Raw genomic sequence first — 18,689 nt, 5'->3', positions numbered from 1 at the left:
TCACAGCCTCGCCTTCCCCGTTGCGACAGACGCGCACAGTCTATATCCAGTGGCGGCGCAAGGCGCGCCACCGCCGGCCCGATGCCGGCTGCAAAAGGGTATCCGACATGGCCGCAGTTTCCCGGAAACGTCTCGTTGTGATCACCGCCATTGCGGCGGTGCTGTTTGCAGGGTTCATGGCGCTCGGCATATGGCAGGTCTACAGGCTGCAGTGGAAGCTCGATCTGATTGCCGCGGTCGATGCCCGCGTCGAGGCGCCCGCCGTGCCGGCGCCGGGGCCGGCCGAATGGCCGGACATCACCCGCGACAAGGACGCCTATCGCCACGTGACCGTGACGGGCGAACTCCTCAACGACGAGGAAGTGCAGATCTACTACCCGACCGAGCTCGGGCCCGGCTATTTCGTGATGACGCCGCTCAAGCGGCAGGACGGCAGCTATGTGCTGATCAACCGCGGCTTCGTGCCGGAAAAGCAGCGCGACCCGGCGACCCGCACGGCGCCCGAGGGCGAGGTGACGATCACCGGCCTGCTCAGGATGTCGGAAGAAAGAGGCTGGCTGTTTTCCCGCGCCAACGATCCCGAGGACGGGCAATGGTATCGCCGCGATGTCCAGTCGATCATGGAGACCAAGGGGCTCGAACCGTCGGCGCCCTATTTCATCGACGCCGACAGCACGCCCAATCCCGGCGGCTATCCGATCGGCGGGCTGACCGTGGTCAAGTTCCGCAATGCCCATCTCTCCTATGCCCTGACCTGGTTTGCGATGGCGCTCGGGACGCTGGCGCTCTACGCCTTCATGCTGCGGGTCGAGGGCGTCTGGGGCAAGCCGCTTCGTATCGACGAGGACGAGTGAGCACCACGCGCGCTCTATTCGCCCCAGGTCCGCCTCAGCACGCGCATCCAGTTGCCGTTGCAAAGCTTTGCAATCAGCGGCTCGCCAAAACCGTGATCGCGCATCGCCTGCCTTAGCGCTATCAGCCCTGTCACGTCGGCGATGCCGTCCGCCACGATGGCACCGTCGAAATCGGAACCGAGCCCGACCCGGTCTTCGCCGAGCACGGAAATAAGGTGGTCGAGATGGCGGATCATCACCGCGATCGACATGTTCGGCGCCATTCGTCCGTCGGCCCGCAGGAAGGCGGTGGCGAAGTTGAGGCCCACCATTCCGTCGCTCTCGGCGATCACGGCAAGCTGGCGATCGGTGAGATTGCGAGCATGCGAGCTCAGCGCATGGGCATTGGAATGCGTGGCAACGATCGGCGCATCCGTGACCGCCGCGACGTCGTCAAAGCCCTTTTCGTTGAGATGCGAGACGTCGAGCATGATCTTCAGCCGGTTGCACTCGCGCACCAGCGCCTTGCCGAGATCGGTGAGGCCGGGCCCGATGTCGCCGGTCGAGGGAAAGCGGAAGGGCACGCCGTGGCCGAAGATCGTCGGCCGGCTCCACACCGGCCCGAGCGACCGGAGCCCCGCGGCATAGAGCACCTCGAGCGCCGCAAATTCGGGATCGATGGCTTCCGCGCCCTCCATGTGCAGGACGGCGGCGAGCGTCTCTCCGGTCATGGCCGCCTCGATCTCGGCAACGCTTGTGCAGGGGGTCAGAACGCCGCATCCGGCGAGCTTGCGAAAGATGGCAACCTCTTCGACCACCACCCTGATCGCCTCTTCCCAGGTCACCATGCCGGGCAACGGCACGTTGTAACGGATGTCGGCCATCAGCGCGTCATCGCTGTCTTCGGCGGCTGAGCCGGTGCGGGTGGACGGCACCCAGAGCGCGAAGAATCCACCGGCGAAACCGGCAGCTTTCGCCCGCGGCAGATCGAGATGACCGCTCGCCAGACCGCTGACCACGTCTTCGATCGCGATCTGCTGGTGATGAAGCCTGAAGAGCAGGTCGTTGTGTCCGTCAAACACGGGAGGGCTGCTGTGATTAATCATAAATTGCTCAATTTTTTTGTTTGAAAGGCATTCAGTCCTCCCGCCGGCAGGCTGGAGCCGGGTCAATACGGCGCGGCGCCTGTGCTGAGCGGGTTCGGGTCCGCCGTTTCCTCCCTCGCCCGGCCCAAATCGGCAGCGGACGCCATTGCTCCGGGGAAATGTCCCGGGCGAATGCATTAATTTAGTATCTCCTTGAATGAATAGCGGCGACTTTCGCCTGTCAAGATTACTTTTACGTTATTGTCATTACGTCATCTCGCGCGCTCACCCTTGTGTCTTTGACGCATCTGTGGAAAGCGAGGACGAATGAAGCCTGCCGGGCAACTTCTACCTGCGGTTGGTGGCACAATACCCCCCGAAACCCGCATCCTCACCTCAAGACGGGAATCACTTTTCCACGCTGTTGCGCAGCGGCATTTTTTTCCGGCGGCGCGCCTGCTCCGGGCCTCGATGTCAAGGCCGTTTCTTCACCAATCATTGACCATAATGGATGTGGAAATGCCGCCCCCGGCAAACTATATATTGACGGTCTGAGTGTTTCAGGTAGCATATATAGTGTTCTCGACGGCAGGGGCGATTCGCCCTGAAACGCTCGGTCGGGTCCGGTTTCTGAGTCGGTTCTCTGGTGCGGATATGGGTTCGGTGCTTCGCTTGGCGAAGACGGATTTTCTCGCCGCCGGAAAGCCGGAAACGAAGCCGGATCAGCGAGTTCGGCGGCGTCGCTGAGAACGGACCGCAACGCATCGGCTGCAACCGGTTCGTGCCGGTCTTTTTCGTGAACGGGTCCGCGCCGGATGGCGCAGTGGCAAGCGAAGAGCCGGTCTGCGGAACGAAAAAGAGGCCGGCGGCGAGTGTCGGCGGCGCTTTTTGACAAGAATGATCATGCGAGGAAGAAATGAAGATCACCGTCTATTCCAAACCGGCCTGCGTGCAGTGCAATGCCACGACCCGCGCGCTTGAGCGCAAGGGCCTCGACTACGAGATTGTCGATGTCTCGGTCGACAACGCGGCCTATGACCATGTCGTCGGCATGGGTTATCGCCAGGTTCCGGTCGTGGTCGCCGGTGAGCAGCACTGGTCCGGCTTCCGCCCGGACATGATCGGCGCCCTCGCCTGAGATAAAGACGCCTGCGCGAAATCAGCAGGCGCGGGGGCAAGACAAGGCGACATAACGCCTTGAAGATGTGACGGCGCGCTGCTGGCGCGCCGCTTTTGTGAAGGGCAAGGGGCATGCTCGTCTATTATTCCAGTGCGACAGGCAACACCCATCGTTTCGTCTCCAAGACGGGCCTCCCGGCAAAGCGCCTCGGCCCGCAGGGTGATACCGAAACGGTGGAGGAGCCTTATGTGCTGGTGGTGCCGACCTATGCCGGCGGCGACGGTAGCGGCGCTGTCCCCAAGCCTGTGATCAAGTTTCTCAACAATCCGGACAACCGCGCCCTCATCCGTGGCGTGATTGCCTCCGGAAACACCAATTTCGGCAGTACATACGGCATCGCCGGCGACATCATATCGGCGAAGTGCAAGGTACCGTACCTCTACCGTTTCGAACTTCTCGGCACGGCAGAGGATGTCAACAACGTCAAACAAGGGCTGGAAGAGTTTTGGAAACGGCAGAATTGAGGATGGCCACAAGCGCCGAGGACGAAACCGTTCTGAGCGCCGAAACGGGTGCTGACAAGAGCGTGGAAAAGGGTGCCGCCAAGGCCAAGCCGGCGACGCTCGACTATCATGCGCTGAACGCGATGCTCAATCTCTACGACGAGAACGGGCACATCCAGTTCGACAAGGACCGGATGGCGGCGAAGCAGTATTTCCTGCAGCACGTCAACCAGAACACCGTGTTCTTCCATAACCTGCGGGAGAAGCTCGATTATCTGGTCGACGAAGGCTATTACGAGCAGGAAGTGCTCGACCAGTATTCGTTCAATTTCGTGCGCGACCTCTGGGACCATGCCTTCGACAAGAAGTTCCGTTTCCAGACCTTCCTCGGCGCCTTCAAGTACTACACTGCCTATACGCTGAAGACGTTTGACGGCAAACGCTATCTGGAGCGTTACGAGGACCGTGTCTGCATGGTGGCGCTGGCGCTTGCCAACGGCAATGAAGAGCTTGCGACCGCGCTCGTCGACGAGATCATCGCCGGCCGTTTCCAGCCCGCGACGCCCACCTTCCTCAATGCCGGCAAGAAGAGCCGCGGCGAGCTGGTCTCCTGCTTCCTGCTGCGCATCGAAGACAACATGGAAAGCATCGGACGTTCGATCAATTCGGCGCTGCAGCTTTCCAAGCGCGGCGGCGGCGTGGCCCTGTCGCTGACCAACATCCGTGAATCCGGCGCGCCGATCAAAAAGATCGAGAACCAGTCCTCCGGCGTCATCCCGGTGATGAAGCTGCTCGAGGACAGCTTCTCCTATGCCAACCAGCTCGGCGCACGCCAGGGCGCAGGTGCTGTCTATCTCAACGCCCACCACCCCGACATCATGCGCTTCCTCGACACCAAGCGCGAAAATGCGGATGAAAAGATCCGCATCAAGACGCTGTCGCTCGGCGTGGTGATCCCGGACATCACCTTCGAACTCGCCCGCAACAACGAGGACATGTACCTGTTCTCGCCCTATGACGTGGAACGCGTCTACGGCAAGGCGATGACCGAGGTGTCGATCACCGAGCACTATCGCGACATGGTCGACAACCCGGAAATCCGCAAGAAGAAGATCAACGCCCGCGCCTTCTTCCAGACGCTGGCCGAGCTTCAGTTCGAGAGCGGCTACCCCTATATCCTGTTCGAGGACACGGCGAACCGCGCCAACCCGGTGGCCGGCCGCATTTCCATGAGCAATCTCTGCTCGGAAATCCTGCAGGTCTCGGAAGCCAGCGAATTCGACGAGGATCTGTCCTACAAGCACATGGGCAAGGACATTTCCTGCAATCTCGGCTCGATGAATATCGCCATGGCGATGGATTCGGCCGATTTCGGCCGCACCGTCGATACCGCGATCCGCGCGCTGACGGCCGTTTCCGACATGAGCCACATCTCGTCGGTTCCCTCCGTCGAGAAGGGCAATGACGAGAGCCACGCCATCGGCCTTGGCCAGATGAACCTGCACGGCTATCTCGCCCGCGAGCACATCTTCTACGGCTCGGAAGAGGGCGTCGACTTCACCAACATGTATTTCTACGCCGTGACCTATCACGCGCTGAAGGCCTCGAACCGTATCGCCGTCGAGCGCGGCGTCACCTTCGCCGACTTCGAGAAGTCGAAATACGCAAGCGGTGAATATTTCGACAAGTACACCGAGAAGGACTGGGTTCCGGCGACCGAACGCGTGCGCGACCTGTTCGAAAAGGCCGGCATCGAGCTGCCGACGCGCGAAGACTGGCTGGCGCTGAAGGAAGCGGTGATGAAGGGCGGTCTTTATAACCGCAACCTGCAGGCCGTGCCGCCGACCGGCTCGATCTCCTACATCAACAATGCCACGGCCTCGATCCATCCGATCGTCTCCAAGATCGAGATCCGCAAGGAAGGCAAGATCGGCCGCGTCTACTATCCGGCGCCGTTCATGAACAACGACAACCTGGAATACTACCAGGATGCCTATGAAATCGGGCCGGACAAGATCATCGACACCTATGCGGCGGCGACCCAGCACGTCGACCAGGGCCTTTCGCTGACGCTGTTCTTCCGCGACACCGCCACCACCCGCGATGTCAACAAGGCGCAGATCTACGCCTGGAAGAAGGGCATCAAGACCATCTATTACATCCGTCTTCGGCAGATGGCGCTTTCGGGCACCGAGGTCGAAGGCTGCGTTTCGTGCAGCCTGTAATGCGCGGGGGAAAAACCATGAACATTCAGACAAAGAAGCCCGCTATCACCGTGCCGCGTGCGGTCAACTGGAACCGCATTGTCGACGACAAGGACCTCGAGGTCTGGAACCGTCTGACCGGCAATTTCTGGCTGCCCGAGAAAGTGCCGCTGTCGAACGATATCCCGTCCTGGTCGACGCTGAAGGAAAGCGAGCAGCAGCTCACCATCCGCGTCTTCACCGGGCTGACGCTGCTCGATACCATCCAGAACACCATCGGCGCCGTGACGCTGATGCCGGATGCCGTCACCCCGCATGAGGAAGCCGTGCTGTCGAACATCTCCTTCATGGAAGCCGTTCACGCCCGCTCCTATTCCTCGATCTTCTCCACCCTCTGCTCGATGGCGGAAGTCGACGACGCCTATCGCTGGTCGGAGGAAAACGCCTTCCTGCAGGAGAAGTCGCAGCTCGTGCTGCAGGAGTACCGCGCCACCGATCCGCTTCGGAAGAAGGTCGCCAGCGTCTTCCTCGAAAGCTTCCTGTTCTATTCGGGCTTCTATCTGCCGATGTACTGGTCGAGCCGCGCCAAGCTCACCAACACCGCCGACCTGATCCGCCTGATCATCCGCGACGAGGCGGTGCACGGTTACTACATCGGCTACAAGTTCCAGCAAGGTCTGAAGAAGGTTTCCGAAGCCGAGCGCGAGGCGATCAAGGATTTTGCATTCGGCCTGCTGTTCGAACTCTACGAGATCGAGGCGAAGTACACCGAGTCGCTTTATGACGCCGTCGGTCTGACCGAAGACGTCAAGGCCTTCCTGCATTACAACGCCAACAAGGCGCTGATGAACCTCGGCTACGAGGCGCTGTTCCCGGCGGAGGCCTGCAAGGTCAACCCGGCGATCCTTTCGGCGCTGTCGCCGAACGCCGACGAGAACCACGACTTCTTCTCCGGCTCCGGCTCCTCCTACGTCATCGGCAAGGCAGTCGCGACGGAAGACGACGACTGGGATTTTTAAGGAAGCCTGTTCCTTCCTGACCAATCTGCAACGGGGCCTCTTCGGGCCCCGTTCGCTTTTCGGAACGACTATCTCCTTCAGCCTTTCGCATAGCGGACTCCCTTGACGTTTCATAAAATACTATTACATGATAGCTATCAGACGATAGCAAAAGGGCCGACACATGGGCAAGGAGCATGACGCTGCGCTTTATGAACTGGCCGACCTCGTCCACGCGGTGGCCCGGCAGCTTCCCGCTCCGTCCAACCTCGAACCGGGGCCGTGCACGCCGATCGAAATCAGCGTGATGCGGTTCGTGGGGCGAAACCCGGGTGTGTCCGCGCGCCGCGCCGCCGATGCCTGCGGACTGCCGACCAGCAATTTCAGCCGGGTGCTGAAGGGGCTGGTGGCAAAGGGCCTGCTGGAGCGGCTGGCCGATCCCAAGGACGCGCGCATCGCCCATCTCCACCCGACCGAGCGCGCGATGAAGAACAGTCTTCGCATGCGAGATGCCTGGAGCGCGGCGCTGGGCGGCGCTGCATTGGACCCCGATACGATCGCAACGGTGACGCAGGCGCTTCGCCGCATCGAGGCGCATCTCGCGCATCCGTCGACAGTGGATGCCCGCAGCACCAACGCGCCTCATTTCCACGACGATCCATGAAAAGGAAACCAGCCGATGCCGGATGATCTCACCTTCACGGACGATACCAAAGGACTGCAATCCACTGTCAGCGGCTTGTCAGGAACGCCGACCGCCCCGCTGCCGTTTCTCGGCGGGGTGGTGGTGCGCGCGTTCGTGTTGCAACGGCCGCAGGGCAACACGATCGTCTACAACGCTCCGGGGATCAGCGAAGCTGCGGATGAAATCCGCGGGTTGGGTCGGCCCGAGCGGCTGTTGCTGAACCACCATCATGAAGCGATGTATGGGGCCCCGAGCCTCGATGTGCCCGTCTTCATCCACGAGGCGGATCGGGCGGGGGTCGATCTTCCGATCGCCGGGACGTTTTCCGAGCGCCATATGATCGACGATGATCTGGAGGTCATCCCGACACCCGGCCATACGCCCGGTGCAACGATGTTCCTCTGGGACAACGGCGCGCACCGCTTCCTCTTTTCCGGCGACAGCCTCTGGGTGCAGGGCAGCGAATGGAAGGCCGTTCTCCTCGGCGACAGCGATCGCGCGGCATATCTCGACAGTCTCGCGCTGCTGAAGGCGGTTGATTTCGACGTGCTCGTGCCATGGGGCGTGGAAGTCGGCGAACCCTACGGCTATGCCGTCACCCGCGAAGAGGCCGCCGCAAATCTGGACAAGATTATTGCGCGTCTGAAGGCCGGAGAGAATGCCTGACGGATCGGGTTGCTTCATGCCAGCCGAAGCGCACCAACACGGTTTGCGGACGCCACCGACGAAAAAGGCGGCCATGGGCCGCCTTTTCTTGCATCAGCTTGTCCGGTTCGCCAGCGCCAAGGTTGCGCCAGCGCCGAGACTTGAGACCGCGACGATGTAATCGACCCTCCCCGCCCGATAGGCCTTCAGGAACTTGTAGTAGTCCTTGAACACCAGGCAGCCGTGCGAATCACCCGGCGTGCGCAGCATGTAGGTGTGCGCGAGCAGGCCCGTACGGCCGAGCGGATTGGTGCCGTCGACGGAGGTCATGCGCAAGGCGGGCACGCCGTGGAACAGCGCTTCGCGCGGTGTCAGCTTGTAGGTTGCCGCCGGAACGGCGCCTGCCATCTTCACATGCGTGTATTTGGGATTGTCGCGATACTTGCCGATGCCGGAATGGGCTTCCATGACCTCGCCATCGGGCATGTAGACCTTGCCGGCCGAAATGTCATAGACGGCGACCTTCTTGGTCCGCTCCGGCACCTCGCCAAAGAGCTGGTCGTAGTCATCATGACCAGGTGCGGCATAGGCAAGCATCTTGCTGCCGCCCGGCCGTTGCTCGGGAACCGGGACCTCGCCATCGGCCAGACGGGACGAATCCGCCCCCTGCAGCACCAGTTCGAAGGCATTGCCGGCATCCTGGGTCGTATCCTTGCCGGGAGCGACGGCCGCGAGCGCCGTCGCGGCCGGGATCGACGGAGAGGCCGCGGGCTTGGCCGGCTTCTCGGCCAGCGCAGGCGGCGGACCGGCAAGCGCGATCTCCGCTGCGGCATTCTCCTCGATCTGCTTGTGGACGAGGCCGCGCTGCCACACGGCAAGCACCTGGGCCCCGGCCTTTTCAAGCTTCGGCTTCAGGTAGGAAAGACGGATTTCGTCGGGTTCCATCGGCAGCGCACGGCCGGTGCCGGCGCTTGCCGCCAGAAGGCGTTCGCCCTTGGCGCTCTGGGCGCGCTGCGGTTGCCTGAAGGCGGGATTGACGCTCAGGCTGAGCCCCGATGTCGCTGACAGCGATGGCCGTGTCACCGAGGTCGAGATGATCGGCGAGGCCGCAATCGACACGATGGCACCACCTGCTGCGACACAGACGGTCGCGGCGGCGATGAGGCGAAGGAGCACGCCTCTGCCTTCACGCTTGCGGCGTGGATTCTGAACTTTCTTCAACGTCACGGCGCACACTTCCTACGCATTACTCAAAGACGGTGTGGTTGTTGCCGAGGAGAAGAATATGAGGAACAGGGTAAATTTTTCCTTACGCCAAATGGCGCCCCCCAGATCCGATGACGCAAACACCCTGAAGAAGCGGGCGAAAGGGCCCTCGATTTTTTTAAGGAACAATGCGCTTAAACTGCGCGTTTCATTTTTCGACAAATCAGTGCCGAGATCAAGGGCGACCGCTTTCATGCGATTGTCGTTTCCTTCCTGAATGGAGCCTTGACGTAAACGTCGGTTTCTTTCGTCGTGCCAGCCGGCAGGCGACAGCAGTGATGGCAATTTCATGCAATGCCCGCCACGCCGCGGCGTGGAACACCAGTTGTGATTTTCTAAAACGGGCAAAATGGGGCCAAGATATGGAGAATCGCGCCGTCTCGGGCACGAGAAACCCGCGTCGGCTGCGGGGCCATCCATGCCACGTTAACTAAATTTCTCTTTTTCAAGGCGAAATTCCGGAAGCCGGCTTGACGCGCCCCGCGCGAAAAAAAATCGGCGGCGGCGGCTCTCTTGTTCACCTATGTGCGCGCATGATATCTTTTGCCGGTCTAAAATGGTTAGGGTGGTTTGGTTTGCCCGCCCGTTTCCCCATCGGGAAATTCCGACTGGCATTGCGCCTCGTCCCCTGACGTCACGCCACCGCATGGTGCGGTCGCGAACGGAAGGAGTGCGTCATGCAACAGCAGATCTCAGTTATCACCCTCGGCATTAAGGACCCGGAGCGCGCCAGACGGTTCTACGCGGACGGCTTCGGCTGGACGCCGGTTTTCGAAAATGCCGACATCGCCTTCTACCAGATGAACGGGCTGGTGCTCGGCCTCTGGCTGGCCAATCAGCTGGCGGAGGATGCCGGGCGCGCCCAGCAGCCCGGCAATGGCGCCTATGCACTGGCCCACAATGTCGAGAGCCCTGACGCCGTCGAGACGCTGATCGCGAAACTGGTCGCCGCCGGCGGAACGCTGCTGCGCCCGGCCGATGCACCACCCCATGGCGGCTATCGGGGCTATGTCGCCGATCCGGACGGCCATGCCTGGGAGATTGCCTACAATCCGGCCTGGACGATAGACGATGCCGGCCATGTGACCTTCGGCCTCTAGGGCTTTGCCGATACCGTTGCGGGCGGGTGCGAAAGGCTCGTCCGCAGCCGAGAAAAAGATTTACGCACAAGATGTTAGCAGAGGCTTGCCGAAACGCGGCAGCGTCTGCCAGTATGCTGGTTCGCGCCCGGGCGGCCCCCGCCTGTCGCCCAAGCCCCTGATGAGGCCTCAAGCTTGCTGGAACACGTCCACCTCATTGCCACGCTGGCAATCATTGCCGGGTCGATCGTCCTCTACACGCTCGACCGCTATCCCGTCGAAGCGGTTGCGCTCACATCGCTGACGCTGCTCCTGGTACTGTTCGGGGCCTTTCCCTATCAGCCGGCGGAAGGCGAAGAGGTGACAGTCGCGGCCCTTCTCGCCGGCTTCTCCTCTCCCGCACTCGTCACGGTGCTGGCGCTGCTGATCGTCGGCAAGGGGCTGTTCGCCACGGATGCGCTGGAAGGTATCATCAACTGGATCGGCCGTGGCAGCAATCCGCGCCGCGCCATCACCGTCATCCTGGTGGTGGCGGGCGTTACCTCCGCCTTCCTCAACAATACGCCCGTGGTGGTGATCTTCATCCCAGTGCTGATCGCGCTTGCCGCTCGCTTTCGGCTCAGGGCCTACCGTATCTTCATGCCGCTCTCCTTCGTCTCCATTCTCGGCGGCATGACGACGCTGATCGGCTCCTCGACCAATATGATCGCGGCCGGCGTCGCCGCCGAACAGGGCATCGAGGTCGGTTTCTTCGACATCACCGGCATGGGCACCATCCTCGCCGTGATCGGCTTTCTCTATGTGGTTCTGGTGTTGCCGCGCATCCTCTCGCCGAAGCGTTCGGCTGGGCTCGAAAACATCGCGCGCGCCGGCACCCAGTTTCTGGGCGAAGTCGTGGTCCTGCCGACGAGCCGGTTTGCCGGCGATACGGCGCGTTCCGGTTTCTTTCCCAATCTGGCGCCGCTCTCGCTGCATGCCATGATCCGCAACGGCGCCGTCACCCTGCCGCCCTATGACGACGAGCTGACGCTGGCGCCCGGCGACCGGCTGCAGCTCACAGGAACCCGCAAGGCATTCATGGACCTGATCGCCGCCGGCGAGATCGACCTTGCCGCCCCGCCGGATGGCTCGGCACCAGCCGGCGAGCGCAAGCCGGGCCCGCATTATCACCTTGCCGAGGCGGTGATCGCGCCCGGCTCCCTGTTCGAGGGCCGCACGGTGCGTTTCAGCGGTATCCAGCATCGCTTCAACGTCACCATCTTCGGCGTGCGCCGCAAGAACCGGATGGCACGCTCGCCGCTGGCGCAGCTTCGCCTTGAAGCTGGCGACACGCTGCTGGTCGGCGGTGACGAAGATGACATCCTGTCGATGCGCGGCAATCACGATATCCTGCTGCTGGAGCATTCCGCCGAAAGCGTGCCGCCGCGCGACAAGGCGCTGATCGCAAGCGTGATCTTTGCCGGTATCGTGCTGTTTTCGGCCAGCGGGCTTTCCCCGATCGCGGTGAATTCGGTGGCGGGCGTGGTGCTGATGCTGCTGTTCGGCTGCCTGACGATGCAGCAGGCCGCACGCGCCTTCGACCGGCAGATCTTTCTCCTTGTCGGCGCCTCGATCGCGATGTCGACTGCCCTTCAGGCGACAGGTGGGGCAAGGCTGATCGCCGAGACCATTGTCGGGCTTGGCGGCGGCTCATCGGCGCCGGTGATCATCGCGCTGCTCTTCGTCAGCGTGGCACTGCTGACCAATGTGCTTTCCAACAACGCCGCCGCCGCGCTGTTCGTCCCGATCGCGATCGACATGGCGAACCAGATCGATGCGCCGCCGGCGGTATTCGTCGCCGCCGTGATCTACGCCGCCAACTGCTCCTTCGCCACGCCGATCGCCTACCAGACCAATCTGATGGTGATGGGGCCCGGACACTACGGCTTCCAGGATTTCATGCGCGCCGGCATTCCGCTGATCATCCTGCTGACCATCGCCTTCGCGGTGCTGGCGCCTTGGTATTACGGGCTGTAGTCGAGCCCTGCCGTCTCGCACCAGGCTTCGAGCGCAGACCGGATGGCCTGCGCCGGGTCGCCATTGCGGCAGAAGCCCCACCAGATGATGGCGCCCTGCCAGACCTGCGCCATCTGCCAGCCGAGATCCGTGGCACCCTTCTTCGCCAACCTGCGGTTCAGTGCAACCGAAAGCCTGTCGCCCCAGGCGCTGCCGCGCGCCCTCAGTGCCGGGTTTCTCATATCTTCCTGGAGCAAGCGCAAACCGCCATCAAGGCCCTGGCCCGGGTCGTGCGTGAGATGCAGGAGCAGGTCGATCGCTCCCCGCGGCGAGACCGGGTAGCCGACATCGGCGGCCTCCGTGGCTTCATCAAGCCGGTCCCATGAATAGAGAAGCACAGCCTCGATCATCCTGTCGCGCGCGCCGAAGCGTTGCACGAGCGTCGGAGCGGAAAGCCCGGTGGACGCTGCCGCTCTGGCAAAGGTGAGGTTGTCCGGCCCGACCGCCATCATGGCATCGAGAAGAAGGGCAAGCAGGTCCGGCTCGGAGATTGACTTGCGTCTTGGCATCCGTAATTTATAAATGAATGTTCATTTATAAACAAGAGGAAAATCATGGCCAGGATACTGGGTTATATAGCGACCAGCCTCGATGGCTTCATCGCGGCCAGGAATGACGATCTCGCCTGGCTGTTTCGGTATGACGACATGGATCTCGGCGAACATGGTTATGACCGTTTTCTGGAGACGATCGGTACGCTGGTAATGGGCCGGGGCACCTACGATTTCCTGGAAGCGGACCAGGGGCCATGGCCCTATGACGGCAAGCGGGTAATCGTCGTCACCTCCCGCCCGATCGCCAACCCCAAGGGGCCAATCGAGACGCGAACCGATGTCGACGCGCTGATCGCGGAGCTCCGGGCTCTCGATGACGGCGACGTGTGGATGCTGGGAGGCGGACAGCTGCAGATGGCCTTCCTCGAACGCTCCGCCCTCGATGAGATCGAGATCTATGTGATTCCCGAGCTGATTGGCGGCGGAACACCGCTCTTCCCGGTAACAGGTTTCGCCGCAAGCCCGCGCCTGATCTCAGCGAAGCCGCTCGATAAGGGCTGTGTCAGGCTGCACTACGCTTTTGCGCCGATCGCATCGTAGCGCGTTCTCACTGGACGCTGGTCCAGCGCGCCGATTTGCAGAGCAGCTGCCCCAGCACGCAGCCGCGCGTGCGCATGGCGTTGTCGCCGAGCGTGATCGTCATGCTGTAGGTCATACCCCGGCGCACGTCCTCGGCCTCGCCCTCGTAGCGCCCCGGCTCGACCGGAGCCACGTCCATGATCAGCTGGTCGCCGACGCGCTCATGGGCGGTGCCTGGACGGATCCAGACATTGGTGGCGCAAAAGCTGTCGCCACAGCGCTCTACCTTCACCTGCGCCTTGCCGTCGCCCCGTGCCCAGAGCCCCGTCAGTTCCGCGGCATCGACGGCAGGGGCCGTGACGGCGAAGGCCGCGCAGGCCAATGCAATCCAGGATTTTGTCATGTCATTTCCCTCGCTCTTTTCCTGAAGAACGTGGAAGACGGGCAATCGGATCGAAAATGTCGTGCAGTCAGGCCGCGGCGGATTGGTAATCGAGGCCGATATCGAGCACTGGGGCGGAATGGGTGAGCCAGCCGATCGAGATCAGATCGACGCCGGCCGCAGCCACTACGCCAGCCGTTTCGGGGGTAATGCCACCCGAGGCCTCGGTGACGGCACGGCCGGCGACGATCGCGACGGCCTCACGCAGCGTCTCCGGCGACATGTTGTCGAGCAGCACAGCGTCGGCGCCCTCCTCCATCACCGCGCGGAGCTGGTCGAGCGTGTCGACCTCAATCTCGATCTTCACCATATGACCGGCATTCTTCCTGGCCGCCTGAAGCGCCGGTTTGATGCCGCCGGCAATGGCGATGTGGTTGTCCTTGATCAGCACCGCATCGGCGAGCGAGAAGCGGTGATTGCCGCCGCCGCCGGCCTTGACCGCGTATTTCTCCAGTGCGCGGATGCCGGGCGTGGTCTTGCGGGTGCAGACGATGGCGGCGCCCGTGCCTGAGACAGCGTCCACCACGCCCGCCGTTACCGTGGCGATGCCGGAGAGGTGACTGAGAAAGTTGAGCGCAGTGCGTTCGCCGGTCAGAAGCCCGCGCGACGGGCCGGTGACGGTGGCGACCACATCGCCAGCCTTCACCGCCGCGCCATCCTCCACATGCCGCGTCATCACGATGGTCGGGTCGACCAGGGTGAAGGCGAGTTCGGCGGCGTCGAGCCCGGCAATGACACCCGGCTTGCGCACCGCCATCACCACGGTGGAGCGATGGCCGGCCGGAATGACGGCATTGGCGGTGATATCGCCGGCAAGGCCGAGGTCTTCCTCAAGCGCACGGCGCACGGCGGGTTCGATGATCAGGCGGGGCAGTATCATGTCAGGCACTCCAGGCGAGAACGGGGCGTGCCTGCCCCGATGCGGAAAGTTCACGGGCCATGGCGACGACGGCGTCGAGCGTCATCGACCGGCGCTGGCCGTCGGAAAGCGTTTCGGGAAAATCGATACGGGCGTGACCGCCGCGCGATTCCTGCCGCATGGCCGCAAAGACCGCGATGGAAAGCGCGACCACGGCCGGATCGGCATCCGCGCCACCATGCTCGGCAAGCGGCAACAGGGCGGCGATTGCCTCCACAAGGCGCGGCCCGTCGCGGGTGACGCCAAGCGCGCGCGAGACGATGGTGCGCACGGTCTCGAGCCGGGGAGCGGGCAGCAGCGCGGCAGTCGGCATGTTGCGCGTGCGCGGCAACGGCGAAGCCGCGATGGCGGAAGCGGCGGCAAGGCCGGTGACGGCACCTTCGAGCAGCGAATTGCTGGCAAGCCGGTTGGCGCCGTGGAGGCCCGTCGCAGCGCACTCGCCGACGGCATAAAGTCCGTTCACCGAGGTCAGGCTGTCCTCATCGGTCTCGATGCCGCCCATATGGTAGTGCTCGGCCGGGCGCACCGGAACGAGATCGGTCGCGGGGTCGATGCCGGCGCGGGCGCAGATCGCAAAAATCTCCGGAAAACGTGTCGCAAACCGGCTGCCAAGCGCCGAGCGGGCGTCGAGAAACACCCGGCCGCCCCGCGCGATCTCTCCGGCAATGGCGCGGGCAACGACATCGCGCGGCGCAAGCTCTGCGCCGGGCGTCGAGGCCATGAAGCGCTCGCCCCTCTCGTTGAGAAGCAGCGCGCCCTCGCCGCGCACGGCCTCGCTGATCAGCGGCAGCGGCCGGAGATCGGTCGCAAGCGCGGTCGGGTGGAACTGCACGAATTCCATATCGGCGAGCACCGCACCGGCGCGGGCGGCGAGCATGACCCCCTGGCCGAAATTGCCGGCCGGATTTGTAGACGTATCGTAAAGCCCGCCAATGCCGCCGGTGGCCAGCACCACACGGGATGCGGCAAGCCGCAGCGGGTGGCCGTCCTTGATGCAGAGAAGACCCCGCACCGCATTGTCTTCCACCAGCAGGCGGCGAACCTCGACGCCGGTAAAGACCTCGATGGAGGGCGTGTTCAAAACGGCCCTCTTGAGCGCGGCAACAACCGCCGCGCCCGAGGCATCGCCGCCGGCATGGAGAATGCGGCGGCGGGCATGGGCCGCCTCAAGCCCGAAGGCAAGTCGGCCCTCCGCATCGCGATCGAAGACGACGCCCTGGCGTTCGAGAAAGGCGATCGCCTGCGGTGCGGCGGAAAGAATGCGTTCGGCAGCGACCGGATCGCAAAGGCCGGCACCGGCCGCGAGCGTATCGGCAAGGTGAAGAGCGGCGCTGTCGTCATCGCCGAGGGCTGCGGCAATGCCACCCTGCGCCCAGCCGGTGGAGCTTTCGTCGCCAAGCGCCGCCTTCGTCACCAGCACGATCGGCATCGGCGAAAGCGACAGCGCCGTCACCAGCCCGCCAATGCCCGATCCGACAACGACGACCGGCGCGCTCATACGAGCAGCATCCGTTCGACGGCGCGGCGGGCATCATCGGCGATCGCCGGATCGACCGTCACCTCATGGCGCATGCCTTCCAGTGCCTCGCGGATATTGCCAAGCGTGATGCGCTTCATGTGCGGGCAGAGGTTGCAGGGGCGGACGAAGTTCACATCCGGATGGTTGACGGCGACATTGTCGCTCATCGAACATTCGGTCAGAAGCACGACACGACCGGGTTTGGTGTTGCCGACATAGTCGGACATGCCGGCGGTCGAGCCGGAGAAATCGGCCTCCGCCACGACATCCGGCGGACATTCCGGATGGGCGATGATGGTGACACCCGGAAAGGCCTCGCGCATCTCGCGCACATCTTCTGCCGTGAACAGTTCGTGGACCTCGCAATGGCCATGCCAGGCGATCAGCTCGACATCGGTCTCGCGGGCGATGTTCCTGGCGAGATATTCGTCGGGCAGCATCAGAACCTTCGGCACGCCCAGCGATTCCACCACCTTCTTCGCATTGCCCGAGGTGCAGCAGATGTCGGAGGCCGCCTTCACCGCGGCCGAGGTGTTCACGTAGGTGACCACCGGCACGCCGGGATGGGCCTGACGCATCAGCGCGATGTCTTCCGGCGTAATCGAATCCGCCAGCGAGCAACCGGCGCCCATATCGGGGATCAGAACGGTTTTCTGCGGATTGAGCAGCTTGGCCGTCTCGGCCATGAAATGAACGCCGGCAAGCACGATCACATCGGCATCGACCTTGGTCGCCTCACGCGCCAGAGCCAGGCTGTCGCCGACGATATCGGCAACGCCATGGAAGATTTCCGGCGTCTGATAGTTATGCGCGAGAATGACGGCATTGCGCTCCCGCTTCAGGCGGAGAATGGCTTCGATGTCATCCTCGAAACTCAGCCATTCGGCCTTCGGGATCACATGGGCAACGCGGTCGTAAAGGGCGTCTGCGGAAAGCGGCGCGTTCATCGGCGGGACCTCCTGGCAACGGTCGACCGACCGTCGCAATGTAATACTCAAAACGAGTATATTTCGGAGGCGAGTCTTATTCCCGTTCTTGCCCGATGTCAAATGGCACAGCGGAGAGGTCGCATGCGACATCGCGAAGTGCTCTATCTACTCCGACCCAATAGCGGGAAAGAGGCCGCGACAGCCACAGTGACAGTGACAGTGATGCATTATTTCCTTTGTCGAGGGCGCTCGCCTGGAAAGACTCGCCCCTCACTGCCCCTTTCGGGGCATCTCTCCCCTCCGGGGCGAGAAGGTGGAGGCCTTGCGGCGGGCCAAAGGCGCTGGCCCACCCACATCCACCGATGCCTAGGTCGCGCGCCCCTAAGTCCGCGCCACCGGGAACCGTGACCCCGACAACGCCCGCTCTTCGACAATCGCGTGGCGATAGCGGAACAGCTTGGCCGGGCGGCCGCCGGCCTTGGCGGAGGTCTCGCCGGTCTCCTCGATCAGTTGCTGCTGGTCGATCTGGCGGCGGAAGTTGGGCTTGTGCAGCCTCAGCCCGGCCAGCGCCTCGACACCCTTTTGCAGCTGCAGCAGCGTGAAGCTTTCGGGCATCAGCTCGAAGAGCACCGGACGATACTTGATCTTGGACCGCAGCCTGGCAATGCCGGTCGCAAGGATGCGGCGATGGTCCGCCGCCATCGGCCGACCGAACCAGAAGGCCGGCGCCAGCCCTGCCTCGGCAATCAGCCCCGCTTCGTGCATCAGCTCGAAGCGCTGCAGCACAAGCTCCTCGTTCCACACCATCCCATTGAGCCCGAAGGCGAAGTCGAGACGGTGGCGGCGCTCGGCCCGGCCGGGACGCTCGCTCATCGCCCATTGGGTCAGCATGTCGGTGACCTGATCGAGGATTTCCGGCCGTCCGGCGCGCAGATCCTCCCATGGGAAATAGGTGTACCAGTCCTTCCAGAGCGGCCCGCCCGATCCCGGCGGCGACTGCTCGCGCACAAGACCGAGATAGCTGATCGAGATGGTGCGGGTGTCGATGCCGCGATCGCGGTCGGCAAAGGTATAGAGCTGCTCGAGATAGCCGACCGGATGGCCGGTCTGGCTCTCGACCCAGGAGCGCAGCCCAGTCTGCAAGGTCGGATGGCCGCTTTCGAACGGGCCGGAAGGCAGCGCTGCCCCCATGCGCACGGTCATCACCCGCGGCGCGTCATCGGTCAGCGCCGTCAGCACGGCAATCAGTTCGGCATGGGCGAGAGACTCGGCCAAGAATGTTGTCCCGCGTGGTCACTGACAAGCGCGGTAGCATCAATTGCGCGGATCGCCAA

General features: G+C 63.0%; 19 protein-coding genes. 10 read left to right on the top strand and 9 right to left on the bottom strand.

Annotated elements, in window-relative coordinates; translation table 11 throughout:
* Window positions 1-107 precede the first annotated feature (107 nt).
* On the top strand, window positions 108-854 hold the full coding sequence (locus TM49_RS05860; RefSeq protein ID WP_045684838.1) for an SURF1 family protein: 747 nt from the start codon (window positions 108-110) through the stop codon (window positions 852-854).
* Between the two features lie 14 nt (window positions 855-868).
* Here the strand turns inward: TM49_RS05860 and TM49_RS05855 are convergent, their stop codons facing one another.
* Window positions 869-1,939 (bottom strand): dipeptidase, encoded by a 1,071-nt coding sequence (locus tag TM49_RS05855; protein ID WP_045679937.1) that lies wholly within the window; start codon window positions 1,937-1,939, stop codon window positions 869-871.
* Window positions 1,940-2,834: 895 nt separating this feature from the next.
* Between TM49_RS05855 and nrdH the strand changes: the two genes are divergently transcribed.
* From nrdH to TM49_RS05825, 6 genes are all read left to right on the top strand, one after another.
* The gene (gene nrdH / locus TM49_RS05850) at window positions 2,835-3,056 is read left to right on the top strand and encodes a glutaredoxin-like protein NrdH (protein WP_045679936.1); all 222 of its coding nucleotides are present in this window, start codon (window positions 2,835-2,837) and stop codon (window positions 3,054-3,056) included.
* A gap of 113 nt (window positions 3,057-3,169) precedes the next feature.
* A complete protein-coding gene (gene nrdI, locus TM49_RS05845) occupies window positions 3,170-3,562 on the top strand; it encodes a class Ib ribonucleoside-diphosphate reductase assembly flavoprotein NrdI (protein WP_045679935.1) in 393 nt (130 codons plus the stop codon).
* A 2-nt stretch (window positions 3,563-3,564) separates the two neighbouring features.
* A complete protein-coding gene (nrdE, locus tag TM49_RS05840; protein ID WP_045679934.1) occupies window positions 3,565-5,766 on the top strand; it encodes a class 1b ribonucleoside-diphosphate reductase subunit alpha in 2,202 nt (733 codons plus the stop codon).
* 17 nt (window positions 5,767-5,783) lie between these two features.
* A complete protein-coding gene (nrdF, locus tag TM49_RS05835; protein WP_045679933.1) occupies window positions 5,784-6,764 on the top strand; it encodes a class 1b ribonucleoside-diphosphate reductase subunit beta in 981 nt (326 codons plus the stop codon).
* 163 nt (window positions 6,765-6,927) lie between these two features.
* Window positions 6,928-7,407 (top strand): MarR family winged helix-turn-helix transcriptional regulator, encoded by a 480-nt coding sequence (locus TM49_RS05830; protein ID WP_045679932.1) that lies wholly within the window; start codon window positions 6,928-6,930, stop codon window positions 7,405-7,407.
* A 15-nt stretch (window positions 7,408-7,422) separates the two neighbouring features.
* On the top strand, window positions 7,423-8,094 hold the full coding sequence (locus TM49_RS05825; RefSeq protein WP_045679931.1) for an MBL fold metallo-hydrolase: 672 nt from the start codon (window positions 7,423-7,425) through the stop codon (window positions 8,092-8,094).
* 93 nt (window positions 8,095-8,187) lie between these two features.
* Here the strand turns inward: TM49_RS05825 and TM49_RS23760 are convergent, their stop codons facing one another.
* Window positions 8,188-9,300 carry a DUF2778 domain-containing protein gene (locus tag TM49_RS23760; protein ID WP_244464804.1) on the bottom strand — a complete coding sequence of 371 codons (1,113 nt, stop codon included), beginning with the start codon at window positions 9,298-9,300 and terminating at the stop codon, window positions 8,188-8,190.
* Between the two features lie 12 nt (window positions 9,301-9,312).
* Window positions 9,313-9,630, bottom strand: coding sequence for a hypothetical protein (locus TM49_RS05815; protein WP_144409484.1), 318 nt, complete (start codon window positions 9,628-9,630; stop codon window positions 9,313-9,315).
* Window positions 9,631-10,016: 386 nt separating this feature from the next.
* Between TM49_RS05815 and TM49_RS05810 the strand changes: the two genes are divergently transcribed.
* The gene (locus TM49_RS05810) at window positions 10,017-10,439 is read left to right on the top strand and encodes a VOC family protein (RefSeq protein WP_045679929.1); all 423 of its coding nucleotides are present in this window, start codon (window positions 10,017-10,019) and stop codon (window positions 10,437-10,439) included.
* 174 nt (window positions 10,440-10,613) lie between these two features.
* A complete protein-coding gene (locus TM49_RS05805; protein WP_082074631.1) occupies window positions 10,614-12,434 on the top strand; it encodes a sodium:proton antiporter in 1,821 nt (606 codons plus the stop codon).
* On the opposite strand, the gene TM49_RS05800 is transcribed toward TM49_RS05805, so the two are convergent.
* A complete protein-coding gene (locus TM49_RS05800) occupies window positions 12,422-12,982 on the bottom strand; it encodes a TetR/AcrR family transcriptional regulator (RefSeq protein ID WP_045679928.1) in 561 nt (186 codons plus the stop codon). The two genes, TM49_RS05805 and TM49_RS05800, sit on opposite strands and share 13 nt — an antisense overlap.
* Window positions 12,983-13,027: 45 nt before the next feature.
* Between TM49_RS05800 and TM49_RS05795 the strand changes: the two genes are divergently transcribed.
* Window positions 13,028-13,567 (top strand): dihydrofolate reductase family protein, encoded by a 540-nt coding sequence (locus tag TM49_RS05795; RefSeq protein ID WP_045679927.1) that lies wholly within the window; start codon window positions 13,028-13,030, stop codon window positions 13,565-13,567.
* Window positions 13,568-13,574: 7 nt separating this feature from the next.
* Here TM49_RS05795 and TM49_RS05790 read toward each other — a convergent pair whose 3' ends face one another.
* The 5 genes from TM49_RS05790 to TM49_RS05770 all read right to left on the bottom strand — a co-directional run bounded on the left by TM49_RS05790 (window position 13,575) and on the right by TM49_RS05770 (window position 18,630).
* A complete protein-coding gene (locus TM49_RS05790) occupies window positions 13,575-13,949 on the bottom strand; it encodes a DUF2147 domain-containing protein (protein WP_045684828.1) in 375 nt (124 codons plus the stop codon).
* 67 nt (window positions 13,950-14,016) lie between these two features.
* Window positions 14,017-14,868, bottom strand: a complete 852-nt coding sequence (gene nadC / locus TM49_RS05785) for a carboxylating nicotinate-nucleotide diphosphorylase (protein WP_045679926.1) — start codon at window positions 14,866-14,868, stop codon at window positions 14,017-14,019.
* A 1-nt stretch (window position 14,869) separates the two neighbouring features.
* Window positions 14,870-16,405 (bottom strand): L-aspartate oxidase, encoded by a 1,536-nt coding sequence (locus tag TM49_RS05780; protein ID WP_045679925.1) that lies wholly within the window; start codon window positions 16,403-16,405, stop codon window positions 14,870-14,872.
* Entirely contained in the window at window positions 16,402-17,373 is a 972-nt protein-coding gene (gene nadA / locus TM49_RS05775; RefSeq protein ID WP_045679924.1) for a quinolinate synthase NadA, read from the bottom strand. Before nadA ends, TM49_RS05780 begins: the two co-directional genes overlap by 4 nt.
* Before the next feature lie 363 nt (window positions 17,374-17,736).
* Entirely contained in the window at window positions 17,737-18,630 is an 894-nt protein-coding gene (locus tag TM49_RS05770) for an NUDIX hydrolase (RefSeq protein ID WP_045679923.1), read from the bottom strand.
* Window positions 18,631-18,689: the final 59 nt, after the last annotated feature.

It is taken from the genome of Martelella endophytica (genome assembly GCF_000960975.1).
GTDB classification, from domain to species: Bacteria; Pseudomonadota; Alphaproteobacteria; order Rhizobiales; family Rhizobiaceae; genus Martelella; species Martelella endophytica.
The sequence above is the reverse complement of the archived record's forward strand: the minus strand, read 5'-3'. Positions and strand labels throughout refer to the sequence as shown.

Bases quoted from the DNA above. Each gene is read 5' to 3' on its own strand.
- nrdH (WP_045679936.1), top strand. From the start codon at position 2,835: ATGAAGATCACCGTCTATTCCAAACCGGCCTGCGTGCAGTGCAATGCC.
- TM49_RS05860 (WP_045684838.1), top strand. From the start codon at position 108: ATGGCCGCAGTTTCCCGGAAACGTCTCGTTGTGATCACCGCCATTGCG.
- nrdE (WP_045679934.1), top strand. From the start codon at position 3,565: ATGGCCACAAGCGCCGAGGACGAAACCGTTCTGAGCGCCGAAACGGGT.
- TM49_RS05810 (WP_045679929.1), top strand. From the start codon at position 10,017: ATGCAACAGCAGATCTCAGTTATCACCCTCGGCATTAAGGACCCGGAG.
- nadC (WP_045679926.1), bottom strand. From the start codon at position 14,868: ATGATACTGCCCCGCCTGATCATCGAACCCGCCGTGCGCCGTGCGCTT.
- nrdI (WP_045679935.1), top strand. From the start codon at position 3,170: ATGCTCGTCTATTATTCCAGTGCGACAGGCAACACCCATCGTTTCGTC.
- TM49_RS05825 (WP_045679931.1), top strand. From the start codon at position 7,423: ATGCCGGATGATCTCACCTTCACGGACGATACCAAAGGACTGCAATCC.
- TM49_RS05790 (WP_045684828.1), bottom strand. From the start codon at position 13,949: ATGACAAAATCCTGGATTGCATTGGCCTGCGCGGCCTTCGCCGTCACG.
- TM49_RS05855 (WP_045679937.1), bottom strand. From the start codon at position 1,939: ATGATTAATCACAGCAGCCCTCCCGTGTTTGACGGACACAACGACCTG.
- nadA (WP_045679924.1), bottom strand. From the start codon at position 17,373: ATGAACGCGCCGCTTTCCGCAGACGCCCTTTACGACCGCGTTGCCCAT.
- TM49_RS05815 (WP_144409484.1), bottom strand. From the start codon at position 9,630: ATGAAATTGCCATCACTGCTGTCGCCTGCCGGCTGGCACGACGAAAGA.
- nrdF (WP_045679933.1), top strand. From the start codon at position 5,784: ATGAACATTCAGACAAAGAAGCCCGCTATCACCGTGCCGCGTGCGGTC.
- TM49_RS05800 (WP_045679928.1), bottom strand. From the start codon at position 12,982: ATGCCAAGACGCAAGTCAATCTCCGAGCCGGACCTGCTTGCCCTTCTT.
- TM49_RS05795 (WP_045679927.1), top strand. From the start codon at position 13,028: ATGGCCAGGATACTGGGTTATATAGCGACCAGCCTCGATGGCTTCATC.
- TM49_RS05780 (WP_045679925.1), bottom strand. From the start codon at position 16,405: ATGAGCGCGCCGGTCGTCGTTGTCGGATCGGGCATTGGCGGGCTGGTG.
- TM49_RS05830 (WP_045679932.1), top strand. From the start codon at position 6,928: ATGGGCAAGGAGCATGACGCTGCGCTTTATGAACTGGCCGACCTCGTC.